Origin of the sequence: Pedobacter sp. Bi126, assembly GCF_918698245.1 — a bacterium.
Classification (GTDB): domain Bacteria; phylum Bacteroidota; class Bacteroidia; order Sphingobacteriales; family Sphingobacteriaceae; genus Pedobacter.
Genome location: NZ_CAKKMS010000001.1, coordinates 211968 through 237776, shown reverse-complemented (window position 1 = coordinate 237776; position 25809 = coordinate 211968). Strand labels below are relative to the sequence as shown.

The 25809-nt window shown below is 43.1% G+C and carries 18 protein-coding genes; 15 read left to right on the top strand and 3 right to left on the bottom strand.

The window, feature by feature from the left end; genetic code table 11:
• Positions 1-495: 495 nt before the first annotated feature.
• The 11 genes from LQ201_RS00775 (at position 496) to LQ201_RS00725 (ending at position 16387) form a co-directional block, all read left to right on the top strand.
• A complete protein-coding gene (locus LQ201_RS00775; protein ID WP_230144144.1) occupies positions 496-1575 on the top strand; it encodes a glycosyl hydrolase family 18 protein in 1080 nt (359 codons plus the stop codon).
• Between the two features lie 227 nt (positions 1576-1802).
• The gene (locus tag LQ201_RS00770; RefSeq protein ID WP_230144145.1) at positions 1803-2861 is read left to right on the top strand and encodes a LacI family DNA-binding transcriptional regulator; all 1059 of its coding nucleotides are present in this window, start codon (positions 1803-1805) and stop codon (positions 2859-2861) included.
• Positions 2862-3169: 308 nt separating this feature from the next.
• Positions 3170-6406, top strand: a complete 3237-nt coding sequence (locus tag LQ201_RS00765) for a SusC/RagA family TonB-linked outer membrane protein (RefSeq protein WP_230144146.1) — start codon at positions 3170-3172, stop codon at positions 6404-6406.
• An 11-nt stretch (positions 6407-6417) separates the two neighbouring features.
• Positions 6418-8004, top strand: a complete 1587-nt coding sequence (locus LQ201_RS00760) for a SusD/RagB family nutrient-binding outer membrane lipoprotein (RefSeq protein WP_230144147.1) — start codon at positions 6418-6420, stop codon at positions 8002-8004.
• A gap of 38 nt (positions 8005-8042) precedes the next feature.
• A complete protein-coding gene (locus LQ201_RS00755; RefSeq protein ID WP_230144148.1) occupies positions 8043-9416 on the top strand; it encodes a glycosyl hydrolase family 18 protein in 1374 nt (457 codons plus the stop codon).
• An 83-nt stretch (positions 9417-9499) separates the two neighbouring features.
• Positions 9500-10483: a glycosyl hydrolase family 18 protein gene (locus LQ201_RS00750; RefSeq protein ID WP_230144149.1), complete on the top strand. Its 984-nt coding sequence runs from the start codon at positions 9500-9502 to the stop codon at positions 10481-10483.
• Positions 10484-10494: 11 nt separating this feature from the next.
• Entirely contained in the window at positions 10495-11538 is a 1044-nt protein-coding gene (locus tag LQ201_RS00745; RefSeq protein ID WP_230144150.1) for a glycoside hydrolase family 5 protein, read from the top strand.
• Between the two features lie 46 nt (positions 11539-11584).
• Positions 11585-13147: a beta-N-acetylhexosaminidase gene (locus LQ201_RS00740; protein WP_230144151.1), complete on the top strand. Its 1563-nt coding sequence runs from the start codon at positions 11585-11587 to the stop codon at positions 13145-13147.
• 9 nt (positions 13148-13156) lie between these two features.
• Positions 13157-14491 (top strand): sugar MFS transporter, encoded by a 1335-nt coding sequence (locus LQ201_RS00735; protein WP_230144152.1) that lies wholly within the window; start codon positions 13157-13159, stop codon positions 14489-14491.
• Between the two features lie 3 nt (positions 14492-14494).
• On the top strand, positions 14495-15709 hold the full coding sequence (gene nagA, locus LQ201_RS00730; protein ID WP_230144153.1) for an N-acetylglucosamine-6-phosphate deacetylase: 1215 nt from the start codon (positions 14495-14497) through the stop codon (positions 15707-15709).
• Between the two features lie 27 nt (positions 15710-15736).
• Positions 15737-16387 (top strand): carbohydrate-binding family 9-like protein, encoded by a 651-nt coding sequence (locus LQ201_RS00725; protein WP_230144154.1) that lies wholly within the window; start codon positions 15737-15739, stop codon positions 16385-16387.
• A 167-nt stretch (positions 16388-16554) separates the two neighbouring features.
• Here the strand turns inward: LQ201_RS00725 and LQ201_RS00720 are convergent, their stop codons facing one another.
• Positions 16555-17673 carry an acyltransferase family protein gene (locus tag LQ201_RS00720; RefSeq protein WP_230144155.1) on the bottom strand — a complete coding sequence of 373 codons (1119 nt, stop codon included), beginning with the start codon at positions 17671-17673 and terminating at the stop codon, positions 16555-16557.
• A gap of 133 nt (positions 17674-17806) precedes the next feature.
• Between LQ201_RS00720 and LQ201_RS00715 the strand changes: the two genes are divergently transcribed.
• Entirely contained in the window at positions 17807-18592 is a 786-nt protein-coding gene (locus tag LQ201_RS00715; RefSeq protein WP_230144156.1) for a glucosamine-6-phosphate deaminase, read from the top strand.
• Positions 18593-18817: 225 nt separating this feature from the next.
• On the opposite strand, the gene LQ201_RS25690 is transcribed toward LQ201_RS00715, so the two are convergent.
• Both LQ201_RS25690 and LQ201_RS00710 read right to left on the bottom strand, forming a co-directional pair.
• Entirely contained in the window at positions 18818-18922 is a 105-nt protein-coding gene (locus tag LQ201_RS25690; RefSeq protein WP_371823033.1) for an AraC family transcriptional regulator, read from the bottom strand.
• Between the two features lie 496 nt (positions 18923-19418).
• Positions 19419-19652, bottom strand: coding sequence for a helix-turn-helix domain-containing protein (locus LQ201_RS00710; protein ID WP_230144157.1), 234 nt, complete (start codon positions 19650-19652; stop codon positions 19419-19421).
• Positions 19653-20907: 1255 nt separating this feature from the next.
• Here LQ201_RS00710 and LQ201_RS00705 point away from each other — a divergent pair.
• Genes LQ201_RS00705 through LQ201_RS00695 form a run of 3 tightly spaced genes read left to right on the top strand, consistent with a single transcriptional unit; the run spans position 20908 to position 25798 of the window.
• The gene (locus LQ201_RS00705) at positions 20908-21177 is read left to right on the top strand and encodes a hypothetical protein (RefSeq protein ID WP_230146584.1); all 270 of its coding nucleotides are present in this window, start codon (positions 20908-20910) and stop codon (positions 21175-21177) included.
• Between the two features lie 52 nt (positions 21178-21229).
• On the top strand, positions 21230-22561 hold the full coding sequence (locus LQ201_RS00700; protein WP_230144159.1) for a TlpA disulfide reductase family protein: 1332 nt from the start codon (positions 21230-21232) through the stop codon (positions 22559-22561).
• Between the two features lie 15 nt (positions 22562-22576).
• Positions 22577-25798, top strand: coding sequence for a SusC/RagA family TonB-linked outer membrane protein (locus tag LQ201_RS00695; RefSeq protein ID WP_230144160.1), 3222 nt, complete (start codon positions 22577-22579; stop codon positions 25796-25798).
• Positions 25799-25809 lie beyond the last annotated feature (11 nt).

Below are 25809 nucleotides of genomic sequence, written 5' to 3'. Positions count from 1 at the left end.
TAGGGAATATGTGACTCGTCCTGCTATAGCTTGTCGTTTTTGAGTTATAATACTAGAATTAGTTTACATCTTCTAAGTGTTGTAGTCAGATTTTCAAACGTTTTTTAAATACTGTAAATAAATCCGCTACCTTTTATCTAGCGATTTGATGACTGTCAGATCATCGGCGGTGGCAGAAAAGTTTGGCCATCGGCGAACACTATATTCTAAAAATGATAACTGTTTTTTCCTCGCTGAAATCTGACTTATGTTATTCTTTATTGCATGTCATTCTTCCGGTCGTATTTGCTTTTATAAAATATTAATTTATATTTGTTAACGTACACGATTCGTTTAAAGCCGCTTTCCCCCGTCATTTCTTCATTAATCAACCTTATTTAAAACAAATTACGTTCAATTTACGTGTACGTTAACGTTTTTTTTGACTTTTTTAAAATATCTACCGATAAGCATACCATCCAAAATAGATTTAACAACAACCTAAAACCAAAAACAATGAAAAAGAAAAATTTAAAATCCCTAATACTGGCGCTGGCAGTGTTGGTAACCGCTGCTTGCAGCAAGCAAAAAGAAATCCCATTAAGTACTAGAGACGAGGACCTAAAAGTATCTGGTGTGAATATGCTTGCAGGTAGCCAGGCGCTAGTCACTAATCCCGACAAAGTAGTAATCGGTTATGTGCCTGGCTGGGTAAGTAGCGTTTCTAACCTGGCCAATTCGATAGATTTCGGTATTGTAACCCACGTTAACCTCGCTTTTTTTGCACCCAGTTCCAGTGGCGGTATGATGGCCAATGGGCAACCCTTGTTCAGCGATTTTACTGCTGCAGAAATTAACGCGGTAGTAAGCAAGGCACATGCAGAGGGAAGAAAAGTACTGGCTTCGATAGGTGGGGGAGATCCGGATACAGCTGCCGGTGATATTGCCGTGCAGTTCCGCGTTGCCAACCGTACCAACTTTATCAACAACCTTGCTTCTTTTGCTACCTATTTCAATCTCGACGGCATAGACATCGATGTGGAGGGGTCAACGCTAAATCAGATCAAAGCAGAACAAAACTTTGCCCCTTTTGTGGCGGCATTGAGGGCCAAGATAAACCCGCTTGGCAAACTGGTTACCGCGGCAACCGCTGCATTTAATGGTGGAGAAATCCCAAGTTCTTCCTATGCCTATCTGGATCTGATCAGTATTATGTCTTACGATAATGGATGGGGCGGCACCTCGAACCACTCTTCATATGATGCGGCCATCCAACATATCAATAAGTTTCTCACGCTTGGCGTTCCTGCTTCCAAATTGGTATTGGGCGTTCCCTTTTACGGTTATAAACCTACTGTGGGTGCTGGCTACAAATCCTGGGCGCAATTAATTGCCGATTACGGCGCTTCGGCGGTAGCCTATGTAGATACCTACGATGGCTATAAATACAATTGTATCACCGCTATAGAAGCGAAAACGAAATATGCAGCCCAAAATATAAAAGGGGTAATGATCTGGGAACTATCACAGGATGTTACCGGAACGTATAGCCTGCTGCAGGCCGTAGGAAGGAAAATTAATACACCGGCTCCCTAACTCAATTCAAGGTATGCTTATCTTATATGCCAGAAACCGTTTTTGCGGTTTCTGGCATAATTAAGGCACTTATATAACCTCATAACCCTCAGTGTAATCCAAACTTTATCAGGTTATTATTCAATTTCTTCTATGCCACTGATTTTTTAATTTACTATCCGTTAACGTTAACATTTTAGCGCTTATACCATTGTTCTGTTCTTTAATTATCTCTACATTTGTTAGGGATGAAAAAACAAGCTGAAAATAGCACGGGCATAAGAGAGATAGCAAAACGTGCCAACGTTTCTATCGGAACCGTTGATCGGGTGATCAACAACAGGTTAGGGGTTTCGGCGAAAACGAAGGAAAAGATCCAAAAAATTATCGAAGAGCTTGATTACCAGCCCAACATTATGGCACGGATGCTTGCCTCAAAAAAAGTAATTAAAATTGCTGCTTTAATCCCATCCGTTTCCAATGAAACCGGCTATTGGAACGCTCCGTTGAAGGGAATAAACCAGGCTGCTTCAGAAATCAGGAATTTCGGAGTGATGGTTGAACATTACTTCTTCGATCAAAATGCCAAACAAACTTTCATCAACCAGGCAGATATTATCCTTAAAAAAGGTTATGACGGACTGCTATTGGCGCCCATGTTCGAAAAAGAATCGATTAATTTCTTGGCGCGTTGCAGACAACACAATATTCCATTCGTCTTGATCAATTCGGATCTGGCCAATCAGGCTAACATAGCATACATCGGTCCAGACCTCTTTCAAAGTGGATACCTGGCCGCCCACTTGTCTAAATACCTCATTTCGCCGTCACAGCGGGTACTATTGGTTAACATCTCTAGGGAGATTGACCTGCACCATCACCTTTTAAAAAAAGAGGAAGGTTTCAGGGCCTACTTTGAAAAAGAAAATATAGTAGTTGATATAGATAAAATTGATGTAAACGAAACCGACTATAACTCCCTTCAAAAAATCTTAAAACAGCAATTCGAAAAAAACAGGCCCAATCTGGTTTTCGTGACCAACTCCAGGGTATCGTCTGTAGCGAAGTTTTTTAACGAATACAAAATTAAAGATGTAAAGCTAATGGGATATGATTTTCTAGAAGAAAATATAACCCACCTGAAAAATGGTACCATTGATTTTCTGATCTGCCAAAAGCCGCAGGAGCAGGGTTACAAAGGGGTGATGTCTATCTATCAGCACCTGTTGCAGGCCACGGTAGAAAGCGTACAATATATGCCAATCGACATCATTACCAAAGAAAACTACATTTACTATAAAAACTAGCTATAATTTTTTTATAAAAAAAATGGCTGTAAAATTTGCTTTTGAAATAATATTCAATATATTCGTGTACGTTAACGAAACAGGTAAACGAAAATGTTCATAGGAGTTTAAAACCCTTCTATGTTTTTTTTGACCAAAGAACGTGTACGTTAACGGTGAATACTGACGGTAACCAATTATAAACGCATCCCTATCGTAAAACATTTTAGTACAGCTGGCTTATGGGTATCGCGCAGCCCGAGAAAATAGCTATTTTAATTTTGAAGAACCACAACAACTAAACATTTTTAAACCAACAAACTATTAAAATGAAACGACTTTTACAAATGACCAGGGTTTTTCTCGGTTTCATTTTCCTGTTTCTGTTAGTGACCTTTCCCAAAACCGTGTTTGGGCAAACAGGGGCATTTAATGTAACCGGGATAATTTCCGATGAACATAACTTCGCATTGCCGAATGTTAGTGTGCTGAATAAAAAGACCAAACAGGTGGTCAACACTAATGCGTCTGGTGGATACTCGGTGAGGGCCGGCAATGGGGATACTATTCAGGTAAGTAGCGTGGGTTTGGCTACGCAGTTCTTTGTGGCACGCGACTCCAAAAAACGGGTTGACCTCCGGCTGAGAGAGGATGTAACCACTTTGAATACCGTCGAGGTAAGAACCGCTCTCGGTATCAAGCGCAGCGAAAGAGAACTCGGTTATGCCGTTACGCAGGTTAACGGAGATGATATTAATAAGGCCAAAGAAACGAATGTAATCAATTCGCTGGCAGGTAAGGTGGCCGGATTGGTTATTACAAGTACCGCTGGTGGTCCGGCAGGTTCATCTCGGGTTGTACTCAGGGGTTCAACAAGTATTACAGGAAATAACCAGCCTTTATATGTAATAGATGGTATCCCGATGGACAATTCTAATTACGGCCAGGTAGGGACCGATCAATTCGGTGGCGGGGTAGATATGGGAGATGCAATTTCTGCAATCAATCCTGACGATGTGGAATCGGTAACGGTACTGAAAGGCCCCGCAGCAACGGCACTTTACGGAAGTTTGGCCGGTAATGGTGTAATCTTAATTACGACCAAAAAAGGTGCTAACAGCAAAGAGCTCGGGATAGATTTTAACAGTACCAACTCGATAGAAACACAATTGACGAAATATGATGATGTCCAATATTTATACGGACAGGGAAGAAACCAGTTATTACCGGTTGATCAGGCTTCGGCTTTCAATAGTCTTTTCATCAATTTCGGTCCACGCCTGGATCCAGGAATCAATCTGGTGGGTTTCGACGGTGTAAGCAGGCCTTATGCGCTGGTTAAAGATAACATTCAGAACTTTTTCCGCACAGGTTCATCCTTTAATAATACAATAGCCCTGAGCAGTTCTACAGATAAATCGAACTTCAGGTTTTCTGCAGCAGACTTGCGGTATAAGGATATTGTGCCAACAAGTGACATCAAAAGAAATACTTATACTTTTTCGGGACGTTCGAAATTCGGCGACAAGTTCTCGCTTGATGTACGGGCAACTTATATGAACGAGAAAGTGAACAACAGGGCCGGACTGGGCGATTCTCCTTCCAATATCGGCATGAACTTCAATGGTCTGGCCAATAATATAGATCAAGAACTGTTTAAAACAAACTACAAAACAGCGCAGGGCGATTATGTTGATTGGGGCGGTGGCCAATTCCGTATCAATCCTTATTGGGTAATCCAGGAAATGTATAACAAGACGACTAAAGAGCGGCTTACCGGATCGTTAAACGCAACCTATCAGTTTACCAAGAGTTTTAGTTTAAATGCTAAAGCAGCAACTGATGTTACGTTTCTGGACTATGAAAGCTATAGGCCAAAAACGACACCCGGGGCATTGGGCGGACAGCTTGATCAGGTTAACCAACGTTACACGACCAATCAGGTAGAAGCTTTGGCAAGTTATACCAGGCAGATTGGCAAAGACTTTAACATCTCCGCACGCTTAGGTGGAAGCATCAATAACCGCATTCGGAAAGGCACGACATCTGCTTTCTCAAATATGATTGTTTTAGACGCCATCAGTGCCAGTAGTTATTTAGATAAATCGGTGATTCCTAACGATATTCCGCGTACCATCAGGTCTGTTTACGGACTTATAACGGTAGGTTTTAAAAAATATCTTTATCTAGACGCTACCGTAAGAAGAGATCAATCTTCAACCTTGCCCGAGCATAACAATACTTACACTTATCCATCACTTTCTACCAGCTTTGTATTTACCGATGCTTTTAAAATTAATAGTAACATTTTATCGTTCGGTAAGTTAAGGGCATCGGTAGCAGAGGTTGGAAATGATACTGATCCTTTCTTATTGGATTTGTACTATTCACTTAATCAGCTTCCTTTTAACGGGGCATTGAATGGCAAAATTTCGTCTCGGGTGATTCCACCGATCGACTTGAAACCAACCAGAACGAGGTCTTTCGAAATTGGTACCAACCTGAAGTTTTTTAAAAACAAAGTTAATTTTGATGCGGCTTACTATAGTTCAAAATCAAGAGACCAGATCAACATCGTACCTGCTGCGTTCTCATCAGGCTATCCACAACAGCTGATAAACGCGGGCGTAATCGCCAATCATGGGATCGAATTATTGGTTTCGGCAAGTCCGCTGTCTGATAAAAGCAGAATCAAGTGGGACATCAGTGTCAACTTCGCCAGAAACGTAAGTAAAGTAGCGTCTTTGTCTGACCGGGTAGGCGAATACCTCTCGCTATCAGAGGCGCGTTGGGCAGGCTTACGGGTGGTAGCCAAACCTGGAGAGCAGTACGGAACTTTAATGGGATACGATTTTATGAGAGACCCGGATGGCAACGTGATCTTAAACTCTACCAACCTGTTGCCCATTATCGATCCTAAAATGAAGGTTCTGGGCAAGGGGGTATTTGATTGGACCGGCGGGGTAACCAGTCGGATTTCTTATCGAAACTTCAGTTTGAACGCCAGCTTTGATGTGAAATACGGTGCAGATCTATTTTCTATGACCAATCTATTTATGCATGCCAGAGGCTCTGCAACAGCAACCTTAGCGGGAAGAGACGAGTGGATCTTATCTGAAGAAAACCGTTTGGCCGCTAAAAAAACCGCTGCAGAATGGGCCGCGGAAGGAAAAGTAAGGGGATTTGTGCCACAAGGCGTAATCAATACCGGTACTGCGGCTAATCCGGTTTACACGGCGAATACAAGAGCTATGGATCCGACACTGTACTGGACAACCTTTGCTACCGACGGTTCTAATATTGCAACACCATTTGTTTATAAGGCTACTTATGTGAAGGTGAGGGACCTGACGCTTACCTATACTTTATCACAGGCATTGAATAAAAAGCTGGGACTGAAAGGCTCGTCGCTAGGCCTGGTGGCAAGAAATCCTTTTATCATCTATAAGGATGTACCCAATGTAGATCCTGATTCCAATTACAATAACAGCAATGGCCAGGGCCTGGAATATGGTTCACTTCCCACCCGGAGAGGTTGGGGTTTTAACCTCAATGTTAAATTCTAAAGATGTCGATCATGAAACAAAAAATAACATATATAGTAATGCTCCTGCTGATCCTGACTTCACTGGGGTGCAAGAAATTTGGTGACCTGAATGTAGACCCTACCAGATCATCTAATTTAGATCCTGCCAGTCAGCTGATGTACACCCAGGTATATTTTTCGGGCGATTTGGGCATACAGGAACGCACAAACTATTTTATGCTCATCCCGATGATGCAGCAGTTTGCCGGTGCTTTTAACATGAGTTTTGGTGCGGTGTATAAGAAAACGCCTTCTTACCTCTGGCGGATGTTCGATGAGAGCTATCAAAACGATGTGGTTAACATTGTTGATGCGGTAGAACGCAGCAAAGGGGTGGCCAACCAAACCAACCTCAACGCCATGTGCCGGATCATGAAGGTGTATATCTTCGCCCGGTTGACTGACACCTATGGTGATATCCCTTATTTTGAGGCAGGGAAAGGATCTACCGGGCAGATCAGGCCGAAGTTTGACGCGCAGAAAGATATTTATTACGATTTCTTTAAGGAATTGGCCGAAGCGTCTGCCCAGTTAGATGCGGCTAAAGATAGGGTGCCCAACGAGTATTTTTACAAAGGCAATATCTCCGCCTGGAAAAAGTTCGCCAACTCACTCCGGTTGCGCTTAGCTCTTCGCCTGGCGAAGAGAGATCCGGAAAAGGGCAAAGCTGAAATCCAGGCAGCTTATGCCGGCGGTGTTTTCACAAGCAATGCCGATATCTGTATGACCAGGCATGAGAATGTTCCCAACAGTTATCAGGATCCACGCCCGAACGGAATTTCAGCAGCCTGGAACAGTAAAAATGAAATGGGCCGTGTAGTAAACACCTTCTTAAATGCATTAACGGTTACCAATGATCCGCGTGTAAACCATCTGATTAAATGTTACCGCGAATTCAATCCGGTAGCCCCGACCAGATTCCTGGAGCGGGAAGATATTACGGCACAGGTTAGGGCTAAAATAGGCTTGGTGGGTGCAATCCCGGGCCGTTATAACTCTGATGATGTGTTAAGCACCACTGCCATTACATTGGCAAACGGCACATCTTACACACCCAGAAGCATAGACCTTAAGCCACAGTTAAACCATAACTTACTGAGAAACGATGCACCATTCTTCCACATTACGTATGCTGAGGTAGAACTGCTATTGGCCGATGCGACACAGCGTTTCGGTTTGAACTTAGGTGGCACTGCACAAGAGCACTACTACAAAGGCGTGGAGGCAGCCATGCAACAGCTTAGCTTATATCCAGGTGGTCCGGTGGTAACGGCAACCGAAATCAACAACTTCAAAACCGCCAATCCCTTAGTTGTGGGCAGAGAATTAGAGCAGATTAATACTCAGTTGTGGATTGCCTTGTTGTTAAATGGAAACGAAACCTATGCCAACTGGCGCAGAAGCGGATTTCCGGTATTGGTACCGTCGCCTACTACCGAATCGGTATCACAAACCATACCCAGAAGATTTGAATATCCACTATCCGAGAAACAGCAGAATGCCGCTAATGTAGAAGCCGCGATTAAAATTATCGGTACAGACGATTGGACCAAACGCGTTTGGTGGGATCAGGAATAATAAACATCATTAATAATGATCGTACAAAATTTAAAGAGATGAAAAAAATCAAATTATTAATATACGCCTTATTTGCTATGGCCTTCTTTTTTGGTTGTAAAGAAAACGAGGTAGCCCAACAGGAAAAGGACTATGATTATGTGCCAAGAATTATTGGCGGAGACATTGCATCTATTTTCCCAACTCCCAATGCAACCCAAGTATTGGAACCGGGAGAAATTATTACATTCAATACACTGCAATTTACGCCTGCAGGAAAGGTGCAAGTGCTTTGGAAGGTAAACGACAAACAAGTAGCTACTGGCGAAAAATATGCTTTCACGGCTACAGCCGCTGGCGATTATCGCATAAAAGTAGAAGCCACTTATAACGGAACCACGGTAAGCCGGTTTAAAGATGTGTTTGTATTGGCTGCTGCTGGAACGGCATTTACGCCTAAAAGCTACACCAAGGTGGTGATGTCGTACCTGGGGGAGAATGGCGATATCAGCAACATGAACTGGAATAATGTAACACATGTTACCTTCAAGGCGGGCTTAATTAATGCTGCCGGATTGTTGGATGTTTCTAAAGGAGAAACGGGCAGGAAATCGCAGGAAATTGTGACCAAGGCACACCTGGCTGGTGTTCCGGTGCTACTGGGCATTAGTGCCACACTTTCGGCGAACGGCTGGAATATTTATGACAGTAATACTTTTGGTTCGGCATTGAAGAATGCAACTCAGCGTACCGCACTGGCACAGGCCGTTAAAGATTACCTGGCCTTACGAAACATGGACGGGGTAGATGTAATGATGGCCGATGTGGGCAATACCGTAGAAGCAACTACAACAGCTAACATGGCTGCAACGATAACTTTTATCAATGAGTTGCGCAATGCATTGGGCACTTCCAAAATCATTACCCTCACTGTACCGGTAAATTACACACACAGTAACTACACGGCTGCAAGTCTGACCAATGTAAACTGGGTTCATGTTCGTGCTTTTGAAAGCGGTTTAAATACCGGTACGGGCAAGCCATTGGGCAATCCTTCAGGCTACGATTACATGGTAAGCAGTGCCAATGTTTGGAAAGCTAAACTGCCGCTTAATAAAATCGTAGTAGGCATCCCGGCTATGGGATTAAGGTACACCGCAGTTGATGCCAATGGCAACAATGCGAGCTTTACCTCATTCAACTATATTGCCTATAAAGATATTCTGGCTTTATATCCTACAGCTTTCGATAAGGAGAAAGTAGATTTGACACCGGCTCCCTTGGCAATTTATTTCAACGGCGTGCCATTGGTTACCCAAAAAGCAAATTTCATTAAAACAAGCGACTTTTTGGGTGCCTATATCTGGCAGGGAGATTTTGATGTATCAGGAAACAACTCTTTAACCCAGGCGGTTTACAATACCCTTAAATAATACCCTATTGGGCCAGCGTTGGTCAGTTGATTGGCGCTGGTTCCAGAAAAAAGCACATAATAACTTTTGCAAAAGCTATACAAATGATTTACAGCAATAACAAAAAATGGATCTGTGGCTTAATGCTTTTGGTCCTGGCCACTGTTAACCCCTTGCATGCCCAGTTTAAAGTAATCGGTTATATCTGGTCGCGGGCAAATATGGTGCAAGACCTGAAGAAAGTTGATCTGGGAAAAATAACACATCTCAATATTGCTTTCATCAACCCCGGTCCAGACGGAGTTTTTAAAGATGTACCTGGCTTAGATACGGTAGTACAAATGGCACATCAGCGGAATATCAAAGTGCTGCTGTCTTGTGGTGGGGGAAGCAGCCATGCTTATTACGGCAAATTATTGGGAGATGAGCATAGGAAGGCTTTGGTTACCAACTTTATTGCTGTGCTGGATAAATATAACCTCGATGGCATTGATGTTGATTTGGAGGGGGACGACATTGATGCCAACTACGAGGCTTTCGTTGTTGGGTTAAAAAAACAACTGAACAAAAGAAAGAAGCTCTTATCAGCTGCGGTGGCCTGGTGGACCAGAGACCGAATAACCAATTTAGCTTTAGCGCAGTTTGATTTTATCAATATCATGGCCTACGACAAAACAGGCCCCTGGAAACCTGAGGTACCCGGGCAACACGCACCAATATCTTACGCGATGGATCATCTGGATTATTGGCATAAGGAGCGGGACATGAAAAAGACGAGTCTTAACCTCGGACTTCCATTTTATGGTTATGGTTTTGGTGAGTTGCCAGGTAAAGACAGGACCTTCAGGCAAATGTCCTGGCAAGATGTGCAGGCGAAATATACTGAACGGATGGATTACGACGAAATTGTCTTACCAGAAAATGGTGGCACAATTTATTACAACGGAAAAAACACCATTAAAGACAAAACTATATTGGCTACAAAAGACGGTGGTGGAGTAATGATCTGGCAACTCTTATACGATAGCCAAAATGAAAACTCGCTACTGAGCCTCATTGATAAAACCCATAGAGAAGCCCTGAAGTAAAAAATATCCATATGAAGAAAATATTGAATTTGCTCTGCATGCTCCTTTTTGTGTTGGTATCATGCAAGGGCAAGCAAACGGCAGCGCCGCAAGAAGGGCAGCTACCTGTAAATAAAGACAATCCGTTTGTTATTAACGGAAGGTTAAAGGTAGTGGGAACCACGCTCATGAACCAGCAGGGGAAAGCCATCCAATTGAGGGGCATGAGTACCCACGGCCTGCAATATAGGGGTAATTGCTATAATGACCAGTCGCTCGATCTGTTGACCAACAATTGGGGTGCCGACATTTTGCGTATTTCCATGTATATTCAGGAGGGAGGCTATGAAACCAAACCAGAACATTTTACACAGTTTGTAGATGACCTGGTTGAAAAATGTTATCAAAGGGGAGTTTATGCACTTATTGATTGGCATATGTTGCATCCGGGCGATCCAAATGCCAACACGGCAATGGCCAAAACATTTTTCGAACACGTATCCAAAAAACATGCAGCCAAAGGGAATGTGCTTTACGAAATCTGCAATGAACCCAATAGCGATAAGTATCCGGTTACCTGGCAACTGATTAGAAATTATGCGGAACAGATTATTCCGATTATTCGCAATAACGATCCCGGATCTATCGTGATTGTAGGCACTCCGGAATTTGCCTCAAGGCCCGACCATGTAATTGGCAAGACATTAAACTTTAACAATATCATGTACACCATGCATTTTTATGCCGCTGACCAAAACAAACCCAGTCAGGATGCCCGCATGGGCTTTGTACAGGCTGCACTTGATGGGGGAATTCCGGTTTTTGTAACCGAATTTGGCACCCAGGATGGATGGGGTGATGGAGAAAATGATTTCATAAAGTCGCAGCAATGGCTCAGATTTCTTGCAGATCGAAAAATATCATGGGTGAACTGGAACTTTTCTGATAGTCCGCGCAGTGGCGCAGCCTGGAAAACAGGCACCTGCCCGGATGGCCCATGGACCGATGAGAACCTCAAAGAGGCTGGCAAGTGGATCAGAACACAGTTGAGCAGTCCGCCAGATAGCTGGAAGTAAAAGATAATGGAGAGAAAATGATATCTTGAGTAATAAAATATTGAAAGTGAACAAGAGGATAAATAAAACAAAGTGGGTTTTTGCATTGGTTTGGCTCATTGCTACCAGTTATGCCTATGCCCAAACATCTGAGCAGAGGAATGACTTTGCCATTAAGGGTTTTCATCTTGATTTAAGGATCCAGGTGATGAAGATGCCCGCCTTAAAGGAATTTGCGCTTCGGCTCAGTAAAAACGGTATCAATGCCCTGGTGATGGAATGGGAGGGAACCTACCCATTCGAAAAACATGCGGTTATTGCCAACAAGTACGCCTATAGCAGAGCTGAAGTGAAATCGTTTATTACCTATTGTGATTCATTAAAAATTGATGTGATACCACTGCAACAAAGTTTTGGCCACGTCGAATACATCCTTAAAAATTACAGGTACAAGGCGTTGAGGGAAGATCAGAAAGATTACTCACAGGTAAACCCGATGAAGGAAGCGCTTTGTAAAGCCTTGTTCACTGATTTATATACAGACCTCATCAGTACCCATAAATCTAAATATTTTCACATTGGTGGAGATGAAACTTATCTGTTAGGCAAATCACCAGAATCTAAGCGCAAAGCAGATTCACTTGGTATGGGCAGGTTATATGGCGACTATATCAAAATGCTGTGTGAGCTTGTGGTGAGTCTGGGGAAAAAACCAGTAGTATGGGCAGACATCGCCCTTAAATATCCTGATGCCTTAAAATCATTGCCAAAGGAAACCATCTTTATCGACTGGAATTATGGTTGGGAGTTAGACCGATTTGGCGACCATGAGAAGCTGATGAAGAGCGGCTTCGAAATTTGGGGATCTCCGGCATTGAGAAGTAGCCCGGATAACTATTTTTTAACCGATTGGGAAAAGCATTTCAATAACATGAAAGTTTTTATCCCTCAAGGCAGAGCGCTCGGCTACAAAGGAATGATCATGACATCGTGGTCTACTTCCGGCATCTATTCGCCAATTGCCGAGTCGCATAGTGATATTATGGATCTCCATGCGATCAGACGGGTGTATCCACTTTCGGGTTTTAACCTTTTGGTTGATGCATTTTTTAAGGCCCTTTCAAGTAAGCAAGCAATTGCACCTGCTGATTTTGTAGCCAACTATGCCGCCGATAAATACGGCCTGTCAGCATCAGAGGCGAAACAGTTCTGGAATGCATTAAAACTAGCCCCCTACGAGGTAAATCAAGGAAAAGTAAGTAAGCAAGGTTTTACGGTTAAGCAACTCAGGGATAGTGCTAGGTATGTATTAAATGCGTTCAGATCTTTTAAAGTTAATAAAGGCCAAAAGGAATATGCACATTATGTGCTCATGGCCAATATCCGGTACAATTACCTGGTTTGTATGGAGGTTGAAAGCGAACTAAACAGGCAAGGTTTTGATAAAAAGCAGGCGGGAACGCTATTAAAGCAATTGCTCGAACTAAACGTATCAGAAGTCAATGCGGAATTTGCCAGGTTAAACAGCCATTTTTTGTATGATATGGAAATTGCAGAAGAAGGTCGATTGCGGAATTTCAGGTATTTAGACCTGCTTGCCCGGTTACAGAAAATTAACAACACACCTTAATATCTTTATATGTCATTACAAAACAGCCCAATTCAGGTGTCTTCGCTTACCAGGAAGGATATGTTGGTTTCAATTTCGATCATTGGCCTGCTATTCTTCATTTTTGGCTTTGTAACCTGGATCAACGCCATCCTTATTCCCTTTTTCAAGATTGCTTGTGAGCTGAACAACTTTGAATCTTACCTTGTTGCATTTGCCTTTTATATTGCCTATCTGGTTATGTCGCTACCTGCAGGCTATCTGCTTAAAAAAATCGGGTTCAAGAAAGGCATGATGTGTGGTTTTTGGGTGATGGCCTTAGGCGCTATGTTGTTTATACCCGCCGGGCTAACCAGAACATACCCGCTATTTTTGAGTGGACTTTTTACCCTTGGCATTGGCCTTGCCATCTTACAAACTGCCGCAAACCCCTATATCACTATCCTCGGTCCGCAGGATAGCGCCGCACAGCGCTTCAGTATAATGGGTATATGCAATAAAATGGCTGGAATATTAGCGCCTTTACTCTTTGCAGCGGTAATTCTGCGGCCAGAAACAGATAACGAACTGTTTAGAAAGGTAGCATTGATGGTCGGTACTGAAAAAGAAGTTATGCTCAACGAAATTATTGGACGTGTGGTGATACCCTATGCCGTAGTTTCCCTGGTATTGTTATTGCTCGGATTTTTGGTGCGCTATTCTCCCTTGCCCGAAATAGATACCGAACACGAAGACTCGCACATTGCCGTTGATAATGCCGATAAGAAAAGCATTTTTGACTTTCCACACTTAGTGTTCGGTGCGGTTGCCATATTTTTCCACGTTGGTTCTCAGGTGATCGCTGTTGATAGTATTGTGAACTATGCCTCACATCAGGGGATGGCTTTTATGGAGGCCAAAACATTCCCTTCTTACACGCTTACGGCAACTATTATAGGTTACTTGTTGGGTATCTCCTTTATTCCGAAGCTTGTTTCGCAGCTTACCGCCCTAAAAGTGTGTACGGTGCTCGGATTGATACTCAGCCTGTGCATTCTAGCTTTCGAAAGAAGAGTAGCCTTTTTTGGTCATCATACCGACATCTCGGTTTGGTTTATTGTGTCGCTAGGTTTTGCAAACTCTATGATCTGGGCCGGCGTTTGGCCACTTGCGCTCAACAACCTGGGGCGTTTCATTAAAACAGGTGCTTCCCTCCTCATTATGGGGTTATGCGGCAATGCCATCATGCCATTGCTATATGGCTATTGGGCAGATCAGCATAGTTTACGCGAAGCCTATTGGGTATTGCTGCCTTGTTACACTTACCTCATTTTCTACGCTTTTTATGCGTACCGGCTTAAAGACTGGAAATTTACAACGAACTAATTTATGAACTATACTAAAATATACAATGGCAATATCATTACCCCATCTGGCTTAATTAAGGACGGGACGGTAGTAATTGCCGGAAATAAAATTGAGGAAGTAACAACCGATAACGTTTCCGTTCCCAATGCCCTGGAAATTGACGCCAAAGGGAAATATGTTGCTCCAGGCTTTATTGATATGCATGTGCATGGTGGTGGTGGGCACGATTTTATGGACAATACACTGGAAGCATTCCTTGAAATTGCACGCACCCATGCCAGGTTCGGAACCACCTCGATGATGCCGACGACATTGAGCTGCGAAAAACAAGATTTATTGGCGACCATTGCTGCTTACGAAAAAGCACATCCATTAAATACTGATGGAGCCCAGTTTGTGGGCTTGCATATAGAAGGCCCTTATTTTGCGATGAGCCAAAAAGGCGCCCAGGATCCGAAATACATCAGAAATCCCGATCCTGTCGAATATCTCGAAATACTATCTTCCACCGGGGTGATCAAAAGGTGGAGTGCCGCGCCTGAATTGCCTGGAGCGCTACAGTTCGCCGAAGCACTAAAAGCAAAAAACATTCTTGCTGCAATTGCCCATACCGATGCTATTTACGAAGATGTAATAAAAGCATATGAAGTTGGATTTACCCATGCAACCCACTTTTATTCGTGCATGTCTGGTGTATCCCGTAGAAATGCCTACCGCTATGCCGGAGTGATAGAAAGTGCCTATCTCATCGATAATATGACGGTGGAGATTATTGTTGACGGCAGACATCTGCCCATACCTTTATTAAAACTGGTGTACAAAATCAAAGGAGCCGAAAATACTGCATTGATCACCGATGCGATGCGTGCAGCAGGTACAGGCGCAGACAAAAGTATTCTGGGTAGCCTCAAAAGTGGGATGGAAGTGATTATAGAAGATGGGGTGGCCAAACTGGTTGATCGTAGCGCTTTTGCCGGTAGTGTGGCAACAGCTGATCAGTTGGTTAGAAACATGATCAATCTGGCAGATATTCCATTGTTCGATGCGGTTAAGATGAGCGCTGAAACTCCCGCCAGAATTTTAGGTATCGATGACTTTAAAGGTTCACTTACCAAGGGGAAGGATGCTGATATTGTGATATTTGATCAGGATATTAACATAGACACCACTATTGTAAACGGTAAAATAGTTTATAGTGCATCACAACCGCCAGCCACAGTTCTTCATCTACCATAAAACAAACTATTTATATCGAAATACCCCGTGAACAAGCTAGAAATCCCCTATATTAAAACCTCAGACTTCACTACGGCAGATGAGCTGGTGTTGGCCGTACAGCAACTGCAGCGCATGCCGATATCATACAGTCCATGGCCAGAATTTAAAAGCGACACCAAGGCCAATTTTGTCATTGCCCATAATACCGATGCGATAATTCTATGGTACCAAATTGAAGAACGTTATCTTATCGCCGACGAACTGAACAATGGAAATATCCATAACGACAGTTGTGTAGAGTTTTTTATTGCTTTTGATAACGACAAGGCGTACTATAACCTTGAGTTTAATTGTTTGGGCGCTACCAAGATCGGTTATGGTAACAGGCGGAGCGGTCGTGAACTGCTTCCTGCAGAAGTAATCGGTAAAATAAGCTTCTCCTCCAGGATCAATTCAAAACTGGGTAAGAAGCAGGAAGGGTTCGACTGGGAAATTGTTCTCATTATCCCCAAAGAAATATTTGTTCATCACACCATCAGCTCATTTAACCTGTTAAAAGCAAAGGGAAACTTTTATAAATGTGGCGATGGACTACCAGAGCCTCATTTTTTAACATGGAATATGGTTACAGGCACTAAGCCGAACTTTCATAAAACAGATTGCTTTGGAGCGTTGGAATTTGCGCAGGGGGGCTAAATAATCCCACACGCATGCCTGGTAGTAAAAAGCCCTCTTTAGCTATTAAAGGCGGCTTTTTTTGGTAATCTTACTTATATGCTTTTACAGCCGTTCCGCCCAAGCTTGTTAAAAGCTTTTATCGCAAGTTGTTAGTGTATGGAGAACTATAGATATACTCCGTAAATTTATACTTTGACATAGATTTTCCGTTTATCCAAAACCCAACACACTAACCACATTAACAACATATAGGCAAGGGCAAATGCCAGTGATGCATTTTTAGGCTCCATTGCTGACAGAAATAGGTTGCGGTAGGCTGATGATGCTATCGATAACCGACCGAGCTGTATCATGTACAGTACTTTTAACACCATCCAGGAGATGATGTAAATGAAAAGCGGATTTTTACCAAATACGGCAAAGAAGTATGTCCACTTGCGCAGGTTGGCCAGTTCAATGAACACAATAAGCACAGCAAGGATTAAGAGGTCTAAGCCGACCGTTAAAAGAACGTAAGAACTGGTCCAGATTGCTTTATTGATTGGGAAGGAGGCGTTCCAGACCATCGAAACTGCGACTAAGACTGCGCCGATAATAGTTGTTTTGATGACCTTGCTTTTTGTTGTTCCTGGGCTTTGCACAAAAAGCCCGATCAGATAGCCGGCCAACACGTTTACTGTAGCAGGTAAAGTGCTCAACAAGCCTTCGGGTTCAAAGGGGATGCCAAAACCTTGATAAAGATTCTTGGCGTTAAACAGCAATAGGTCTACCGTTCTCACTAAATTGCCCTGCAGGCTATATGGATCGTTTGGATTACCTAGATAAAGCACCGCCCAATAGCCGAGCAGGGTACATATACTTAAAATGATAATCCCTTTTTTATGGAGATAGTGGATCACAATGCTCGCTAATAAGTAACAAACCGCTATTCTTTGCAGCACGCCCCAGAGCCTTACATCAAGAGGGCTGATGAAAATGAGTTTGCCTTCTTCGATTTTAAAGGAAGGAAAGTATAACAGCAAGAAGCCGATCAGGAAGATAATGGCGCTTCTTTTCAGTACTTTTTTATAGAACTCCGCAGTGCTTACTGCCCCGATTGCTTTCTTGGTAAAACTCATGGAATTACCTACAGCAAATAAAAATGTGGGAAAGACCAGGTCGGTTAGCGTAAAGCCGTGCCATTCTGCATGCCTGAAAGGTGCGTATATATCGTTCCAGCTCCCTGGATTGTTTACAGTGATCATCAATGCAACGGTCATTCCCCTGAGTACATCTAAGGGCAGGTTACGTTGCTTATTACTCATAACGTTTGTCATAATTCTCTTTTTGGTTTACTGTTCTTTCAGGTGTAAGTTAGGTAAATATAAATATTTTCGTGTACGTACACGAAAATATTTGCTACATTAGCAAAAAAGATGTTAATCTAATTTGTTTACTATGTCATTATCTATAGAAAATACCATTGATGTGAGGGTTTACGAATCACGTAAAACAATGGGGGCGGCTGCTGCCGAACGGTTTGCCAGGGAGGTAGACCACCTGCTGTCGTCAAAAAAAGAAATTAATGTGGTTTTTGCGGCCGCACCATCGCAAAATGAATTTTTAAATTGCCTGTATGATTGTAATTTGAACTGGAGTAAAATCAATGCCTTTCATATGGATGAGTACATTGGTTTGGCATCAGATGCTCCACAAGGTTTTGGTAATTTTTTAAGGGAACGTTTGTTCGGAAAGTTTAAGTTTAAATCTGTTAACTATTTAAACGGCAATGCTCAAAGCCTTCAGGCAGAATGCATGAGGTACACCGAGCTCCTGGCGCAATATCCTGTAGATATTGTTTGTATGGGGATAGGCGAGAATGGACATTTAGCCTTTAACGATCCGCCTGTAGCAGATTTTAATGATATCCATGCCGTTAAAGTTGTAGAACTTGATCAGGACTGCAGGACGCAGCAGGTAAATGATGGCTGTTTCGAGCATATCGGTCAGGTTCCTACACACGCCTTAACTTTGACTATCCCCAGCTTAATGAAAGCAGATTTCATCAATTGCGTTGTTCCGGGAAGTGCAAAGGCGATGGCAGTTAAAAATACCCTCGAAGAACAGGTAGATACGAAATATCCGGCTACCGTCATGCAGCGGCACCCAAATGTGGTTTTGTTTTTGGATTACGAAAGTAGTAGTTTATTGGCAAAAGCTTGGAAGATTACCAATAGAAAGTGAAGGGGTGATACTTTCTGGAGATCGCCTTCACTTTTCCTTTGATATTTTGCATTGCTGTTAGTATTTATTTGTCCAATTTGTTTTTCTAAAAATTCAGGATAGTGGTCGCCTACCAATGTAATTCTATTACTGTTGAGTGTTTTTTTGTAGATGCACAGGTAAAAGCGTCAACTGGGAAATTGATATGAGATTTTATTCAGGAAGGATATCACTGCTTATCGTTTTTTACTTCGCACTAGAGGTTTGTCTGGAAAGCCTATATTTCAATGGTGATACTTTCATATATCTAGTAAAAAGACGTGAGAAATAATATTGATCATCATAGCCCAGTTAAGAAGCAATATCTTTCACCTTAATTTCTGTAGTAAGCAATAGCAAGCAAGCTTCTTGTAATTTTAAATGGATAAAATAATCTAATGGTGACATGCTGGTGTGTTAACTCACTACGGGTCCAAAGCTTTTCACCGTTTCATCTGGCCATCATACCAATCAAGGTATCTGTGCCTTTCTTGATTTTCTTTTGGTTCTAATTTTTTTCTTTTTGTCTACGACTGTTGGAATTATCTTTTCTCGTTCTTTTCGCAAAAGAAAATCATTAGTGTCCGGTAAAAACTGAAATACATAATTAACCACAAAAAATTTTTGGTCTAAATGATGGATAGTGATGAAAAAAGAATGGGAATGGGGCCACAAACTATCCTATTTTGTGGTAAAGATTTTTTAAATGTGCTTTAGGTGATATAATGATCAGCATTTCATTATTTGCCGCTTCTTTTTTTAGTTACTTATGATCTTCAGATTTGCCACTTAATCATAACAGCTTATGTTATTCCAGCCCGGCGCTAAAGTCGATTCCAAAATTAAAATCCAGAAGTTCTGTTGGATGGATTTTTAAACCTATTGCCAATCTCAATAATGTAATAAAACTTGGACTGGTTTCTCCATTTTCATATTTAATAATATCTCCGGTATTAACCCCGCTTCTCTTGTAAAATTCGCGATAAGAAAGTTCCTGTTTCTCTTTTAAAGATTTTAAGTGCTGACCGAATCTTTTCAGCATTATTTTTTCTTTCTCACTAATCATTTTATTGCTAATAAAAATATAATTGGCAATGTCTTTTATATTTTATTTAAAATCGTCATGCAATTACTTGACATTAAGCTTTTTTTTATTTACATTTACGTAATAAAAAAATAAAACCAGTAAGGTAAAATTAAGAGTCTTGCAACCTCAAATCTCACGCCGTTGGAGCAGGACAGCAGATTTTATCCCATTTCTTATAGCGGAATTGCTATCTTTAGCTTTCCAAAATAAGAGTGGGCTTCTGCTGTAATTCCATTTCAACGTAAGGCGTGAGAAACATTATGAGGTTATGGTTTGGGAAGCCCACTTTTTCCTCTCTCCGCCAAGACTCATAACATACGATTATGAGCAGACAAAAAATAAGTTGGATTAACTGGTTGGTACTTACTGAGGTGAGTATGCTCCAATATGTTGTTTTAATTGTTCATCATTTCCAAGCATTTTTATACCAATCTCTATTAACTTGTCCGTTTGATCGGCTTTATGCCTTGAAGCCCAAGAACCCTGAATAGTTTTTTGGATGGGGCAGGTTGACCTTTATGGTTCAAGATAAAATAGGTTCTTAATAATGATGACCTGCCTCATTTTTTGTTGCTTGGAGCTTAGGCCTGGTTTATTGGGATGTTTTTTGCCCATCTTTCCTCTATTTTTTGTGTTTTAAAGAATAAACGGATTTGCCGTAGTGGGATTGGAATATCTGGATTTTTGAGCCAGGGTGGGCGTTTTTCTGCCACTTAGCCTCTTCCACAATTGGGTACTTTGGGCGACTGCCTTTGATCAATTTTTAGTTTAGCATTTTTAATCCTGTTATATGAAGACCAATAGTAGTTATTTGCCGTTTTTTTTTCTCTGTTGGACTTTTTTATATAGCTCATTGACGGTATGGAGCTTTTGGCCTATAGGTCGTAGCAGGCAGGGACTGATTAATAAAAATAAGTATGAGTCCGGGCAGGTACCGCGGAATATAGGCGGAGTGAAGTCGGGGCCGGATGATTTGACATGTTTCTGTTGTATTTATGGCAATGTGAGCTTGGTTATATATTCTTACATTGATTTTATTTCACCTTCGCTCCAAAATCCTATCAAAAATATTATTAAAGGTCCGGAATAGATCTGTCTTAGCAGCCGAGGTTTTTCAATTCTTGCAAAAATCAGGTTGCCATATTACTGTAAAGTAGTCAAACTTTGCGCTTGCTTTAATCAACTAACAATTTCTCCTAACCATCAATTCATGACCTTGTCTGATTATAATTCTAGAAACCTTTCTTTGAAAACAACTCAACAGGTGCTGGAATCATTTTATGAACACTATAATGTTGATAAAATAAAGCTGACGTTGTTGGAGTCGTTTCAGGGTTATGCCTTGAATGAGAAGAAGGGTTTCCTGGAGCTTAAAATCAGTGAGCAGGAAGTTAGTGATGTTTTCGATAGCCTGATCGATTTGGTCACGGCTGTGCGGACGCTGATGGAGCAGGGGAAGATTGAAGGAGTAAGGGCATAGGAGCTACTTTACGGTTCAATTTCTAATTTTTTTACGTTTTAAATCAATCAAAATGAAGCTTAAATTATGCTTCCTGCTACTGCTATGCCCAGTTTTTTGGGTGCATGCCCAGGATAAAAATACATCTGTTACCAGTGTGGCTGCGTCTGCGGATCATCGGGGGATTTCTATCGGTCAGCAGGTGCCGGATGTACTGATAAGGAATGTTTCCGGTCTTAATGGGGCGGGTCAGAATTTGGCAGTCTTGCCGCTTTCTGCTTTTAAAGGCAAACTGGTGATCCTGGATTTCTGGGCAACCTGGTGCTCGCCCTGTATCGCCATGATCCCTAAAATGGAGGCTTTGCAAGAAGAGTTTAAAGGGCGTGTCCAGTTCCTCCCGGTAGCTTATCAGTCCTTTAAAGAGGTAGATGCCTTTTATAAAAAGCTGCAGCAGCAAACTGGTAACGCTTTCTCGCTGCCGATGGTTACAGCAGATACGACACTGGTCCGGCTTTTTCCCCATCAAACGCTCCCACATTATGTATGGATAGGTGGTGATGGTGTAGTAAAGGCCATTACCGACCGTGAGGCTGTGTCTGCTGAAAATATCAATTCCTTATTAGCAGTAGGGTCGCTGGAGCTGAAGGTCAAAAAGGACGAGAAAATGCTATATGATACCAGTAAGTCTTTATTTTTCGAGGGAGCGGATTTCGATAACGGTATTTTTCGATCTCAGCTTTCAGGTTATATCACCAATATCGGCCGTGGGATCTATAAAGACGTAGAGGTAGAGGCAGGCGGACCAGTGAGACGCATTACCGGACGTAACCTGACCATTCCTGAATTGTTCCGAATAGCCTATAAAAAAGGGAAAAAAGAAACGGTGCTGGAAGATGGACTTTCGAAAGCATTTGAGCCTGGAAAATTAACCGGCGCAAATTTTATGGACTGGCTGAAGCAGGGCAGGGCATATTGTTATGAGCTTATGGTCAATCAACGATCCAGTGATCGGACATATGCACTGATGCAGGATCAGTTAAAGGGATTTTTCCCCGATTACCTGGTGGGGCTGGAGAAACGGAAAGTAAAGGTACTGGCTCTGGTGCGTACCTCTTCGAAAGATAAACTCCGCACCTCTGGCGGGCAGCCCACGGTTAACCTTGATGGCTTTGGGTGCAAAATGACCAGTTGCTTTCTCGCTGTTTTCATAGACCGGTTGAAGATTCCTTTTCAGGCGAGCCCACTTCCGGTGATTGACCAGACCGGATATACAGGAATGGTGGACCTTGAGCTCACTGCAAATATGAGCAGTATCGAGCAGGTCAATAAAGCCCTCGCCCGCTATGACCTGCGCTTTGTCGAAAAACCTGCAGAGATCGAAATGCTCATTATCCGTAAACGCTAAACACAAATTTTAGTTATGAAGAAAATTATTATACTATACCTCGCCATGCTGTTTCTGCTTTACAGTCTACCGCTCAATGCCCAGCAGCCAACAAACGAAATAAAGGGTAAGGTTGTGGCGGCGGGCGGACGCATTCCCTTGTTTGGGGCCACTGTTAAACTTAAAGAGTCAGGGGTCATGGTGCTGACTGATGAGGGGGGCGATTTTACTTTAAAAACGGGCCTTTCGAAAGTGACCCTGCAAGTGTCCTACCTTGGCTACGAGCAAGCCAGCCTTAGTGTATCGGCTGGTGATCAACCGCTCGTCATTATACTGACTGCCATAGAAGCACAGTTAAAGGAGGTTGTCGTTTCCACAGGTTATCAGACCCTTCCGGCCGAAAGGGCTACTGGTTCTTTTGTTCAGGTCGATAATAAACTGCTCAGCCGGAGGGTGAGTACAGGCGTGCTAGACCGGTTGGAAGATGTTACTCCGGGCCTGCTTTTCAACAAAGGCAGGTCGGCAGGGGCAGGCCTGATCAGTGTTCGCGGGCAGAATACCATATATGGGAATTCCAGTCCATTGATCGTACTGGATAACTTTCCATATGATGGTGATATCAATAACATCAACCCCAATGACGTAGAGAGCATCTCGGTGCTCAAGGATGCTGCGGCGGCTTCCATCTGGGGTTCCCGTGCCGGAAACGGCGTGATTGTCATCACAACTAAAAAAGGACGTTATAGCCAACCCCTGAAAATAGGTTTCAATGCCAACGCCACGATCGGTGATAAACCGGATGTTTTTTATCAGTCCAGGATGTCTGCTGCGGATTTTATTGGCATCGAAAAAGCGCTTTTTGATAAGGGCTTTTACCAAAATGCCGAAACGGGTTTCAATAATCCGGCGATTACGCCGGTAGTGGAACTGCTGATTGCCCGCAGGGACGGTAAAATCACTGCCGGTCAGGCTGATGCACAGATTAGTGCTTTGGCTTCAAACGATGTGCGGAGTGATTTTGAGCACTATTTTTACCGTAAAAGTGTTAACCAGCAATATGCCCTGAACTTCAGCGGTGGCAGCGAAATCCAGCGCTTTAACCTGTCGGGAGGGTATGACCATAACCAGGATAACCTGGTGGGAAACAGTTTTGATCGCTATACTTTCAATGGTGGACAGTCCATCAACTTACTGAATAAAAAACTGGAGATAACGACTGGATTTTATTATACCCAGAGCAATACCACAGCCAACAATCCCGGGACAAGCCTGATTGGACTCAACACAGGTAACGGCCCTTCGCTATATCCCTATGCCAGGCTTGCCGATGCTGTGGGAAATCCCATCGCCATAACCCACGACTACCGTCAGGGATTTATTCAGGCTGCGCAGCAGCGCGGACTGCTCGACTGGAGCTATAAACCCTTGGAAGAAATCTTTTTGGCGGATAAAACCCGAAAACTGATAGATTACCGGCTGAATTTTGGCGCCAGTTATAAAATCAAGCCTTATCTTTCACTGTCACTATTGTATCAGTATGGCCAGAGCATCGCTAACGGCCGGAACCTTCGGAGCGAAAAAACCTATTTTACCCGGAACCTGATCAATAATTTTTCGGCAGTTGATGCTAATGGGAAACTCTCTTACGCTATTCCGCGTGGCGCGATTCTAGATATGGACGAGCTCACTGCTACCAGTCAGAGCATTAGAGGGCAGTTGAATTTTAACCGTCAATGGAATGATAAACATAACCTCACGGCATTTGCCGGGTATGAACTCCGTGATTTCCACACGGTGGGCAACAGCAACCGATCATATGGTTATGATGACAGCCATGCGATCGCTCTAGGGGTAGATTACGTTACACTGTTTCCACAGTTTGCCATCGCTGGTTCTTCGACAGCCATTCCTTTTTATAACAGCATGACCGACCTGACCGACCGGAATATTTCTTATTATTCGAATGCGGCATATACTTACCTTGACCGCTATACCCTGTCTGCCAGTGCGAGGCTCGACCGGAGTAACCTGTTCGGGGTGAAAACCAATCAACAGGGGGTGCCCCTTTATTCGGCGGGCCTCGCCTGGAATATTGATAAAGAGCCTTTTTATAACCTGGATTGGCTTCCCTATTTAAAAATGAGGCTGACCTACGGCTACAATGGAAACGTGAATAAAAGCCTTTCTGCCTTTACAACTGCGCTGTACCTGACAGGCAATGTTATCAATACCACCTACGCGCAGGTCATCAACCCGCCGAACCCCGAGCTGAGGTGGGAGCGTATACGCCTGATCAATATGGGGATTGATTTTGCAACTAAGAATAACCGGATCAGCGGCACGGTAGAGCCTTACTTAAAACGGGGCATGGATCTGATCGGGGATATCGCCTTTGCACCCTCATCGGGCATCACCACCTTCCGGGGCAATACGGCAAATACCCGTGGAACAGGAATCGACCTTAGTGTAAACAGCCGGAATTTGGTCGGTGAATTGGGTTGGCAGACCAGTTTCTTTTTTAGCCATGTCAAGGATCAGGTTATAGATTACGCCCTGCGGCAACCGGCAAGTAGATATGCACAGTTTTCCGACAGCGAGGTTTATCCTTTACAGGGAAAACCCTTTTACGCGGTATACAGTTATGCCTTTGCAGGTCTGGACGCCCAGAACGGCGACCCTCAGGGTTACATCGGTGGCAAAATAAGCAAAGATTATGGGCAGCTATTGTCTTCGGCGACTGCGGATAACCTGATTTACAGTGGCCCTGCCCGTCCGGTTAACTATGGCGCCCTGCGTAATACATTCACTTATAGGCAGTTTTCCCTTTCTGCAAACATCAGCTATCGCCTGGGTTACTATTTTAGGCAACCGGGCATTTTGTACTCCAGCATCCTTTCCGGACAGGGTTACTTCCAGGGGAGGTACAGTGAGCGATGGCAGAAGCCTGGGGATGAACTGATCACGACCGTCCCATCAATGCCTGCCGGCATCAACGCCGCAAGGGACAGTTTTTATAATTTGTCAACTGCAACTGTCCAAAAGGCTGATAATATCCGCTTGCAGGATATCAGCCTTTCTTACGAATTTGGTAAAAACGTACTGCAGCATCTTGCACTTAGTAAACTGCAGGTCTATCTCTATGCCAATAACATCGGGATCATCTGGAAGTCGACCAAAACCGGTTTTGACCCGGATTATCCCGTCTTTGACTATCCGCCGGCCCGCACGGTCGCACTTGGCATTAAAGCTGATTTTTAAATGTTAATCAC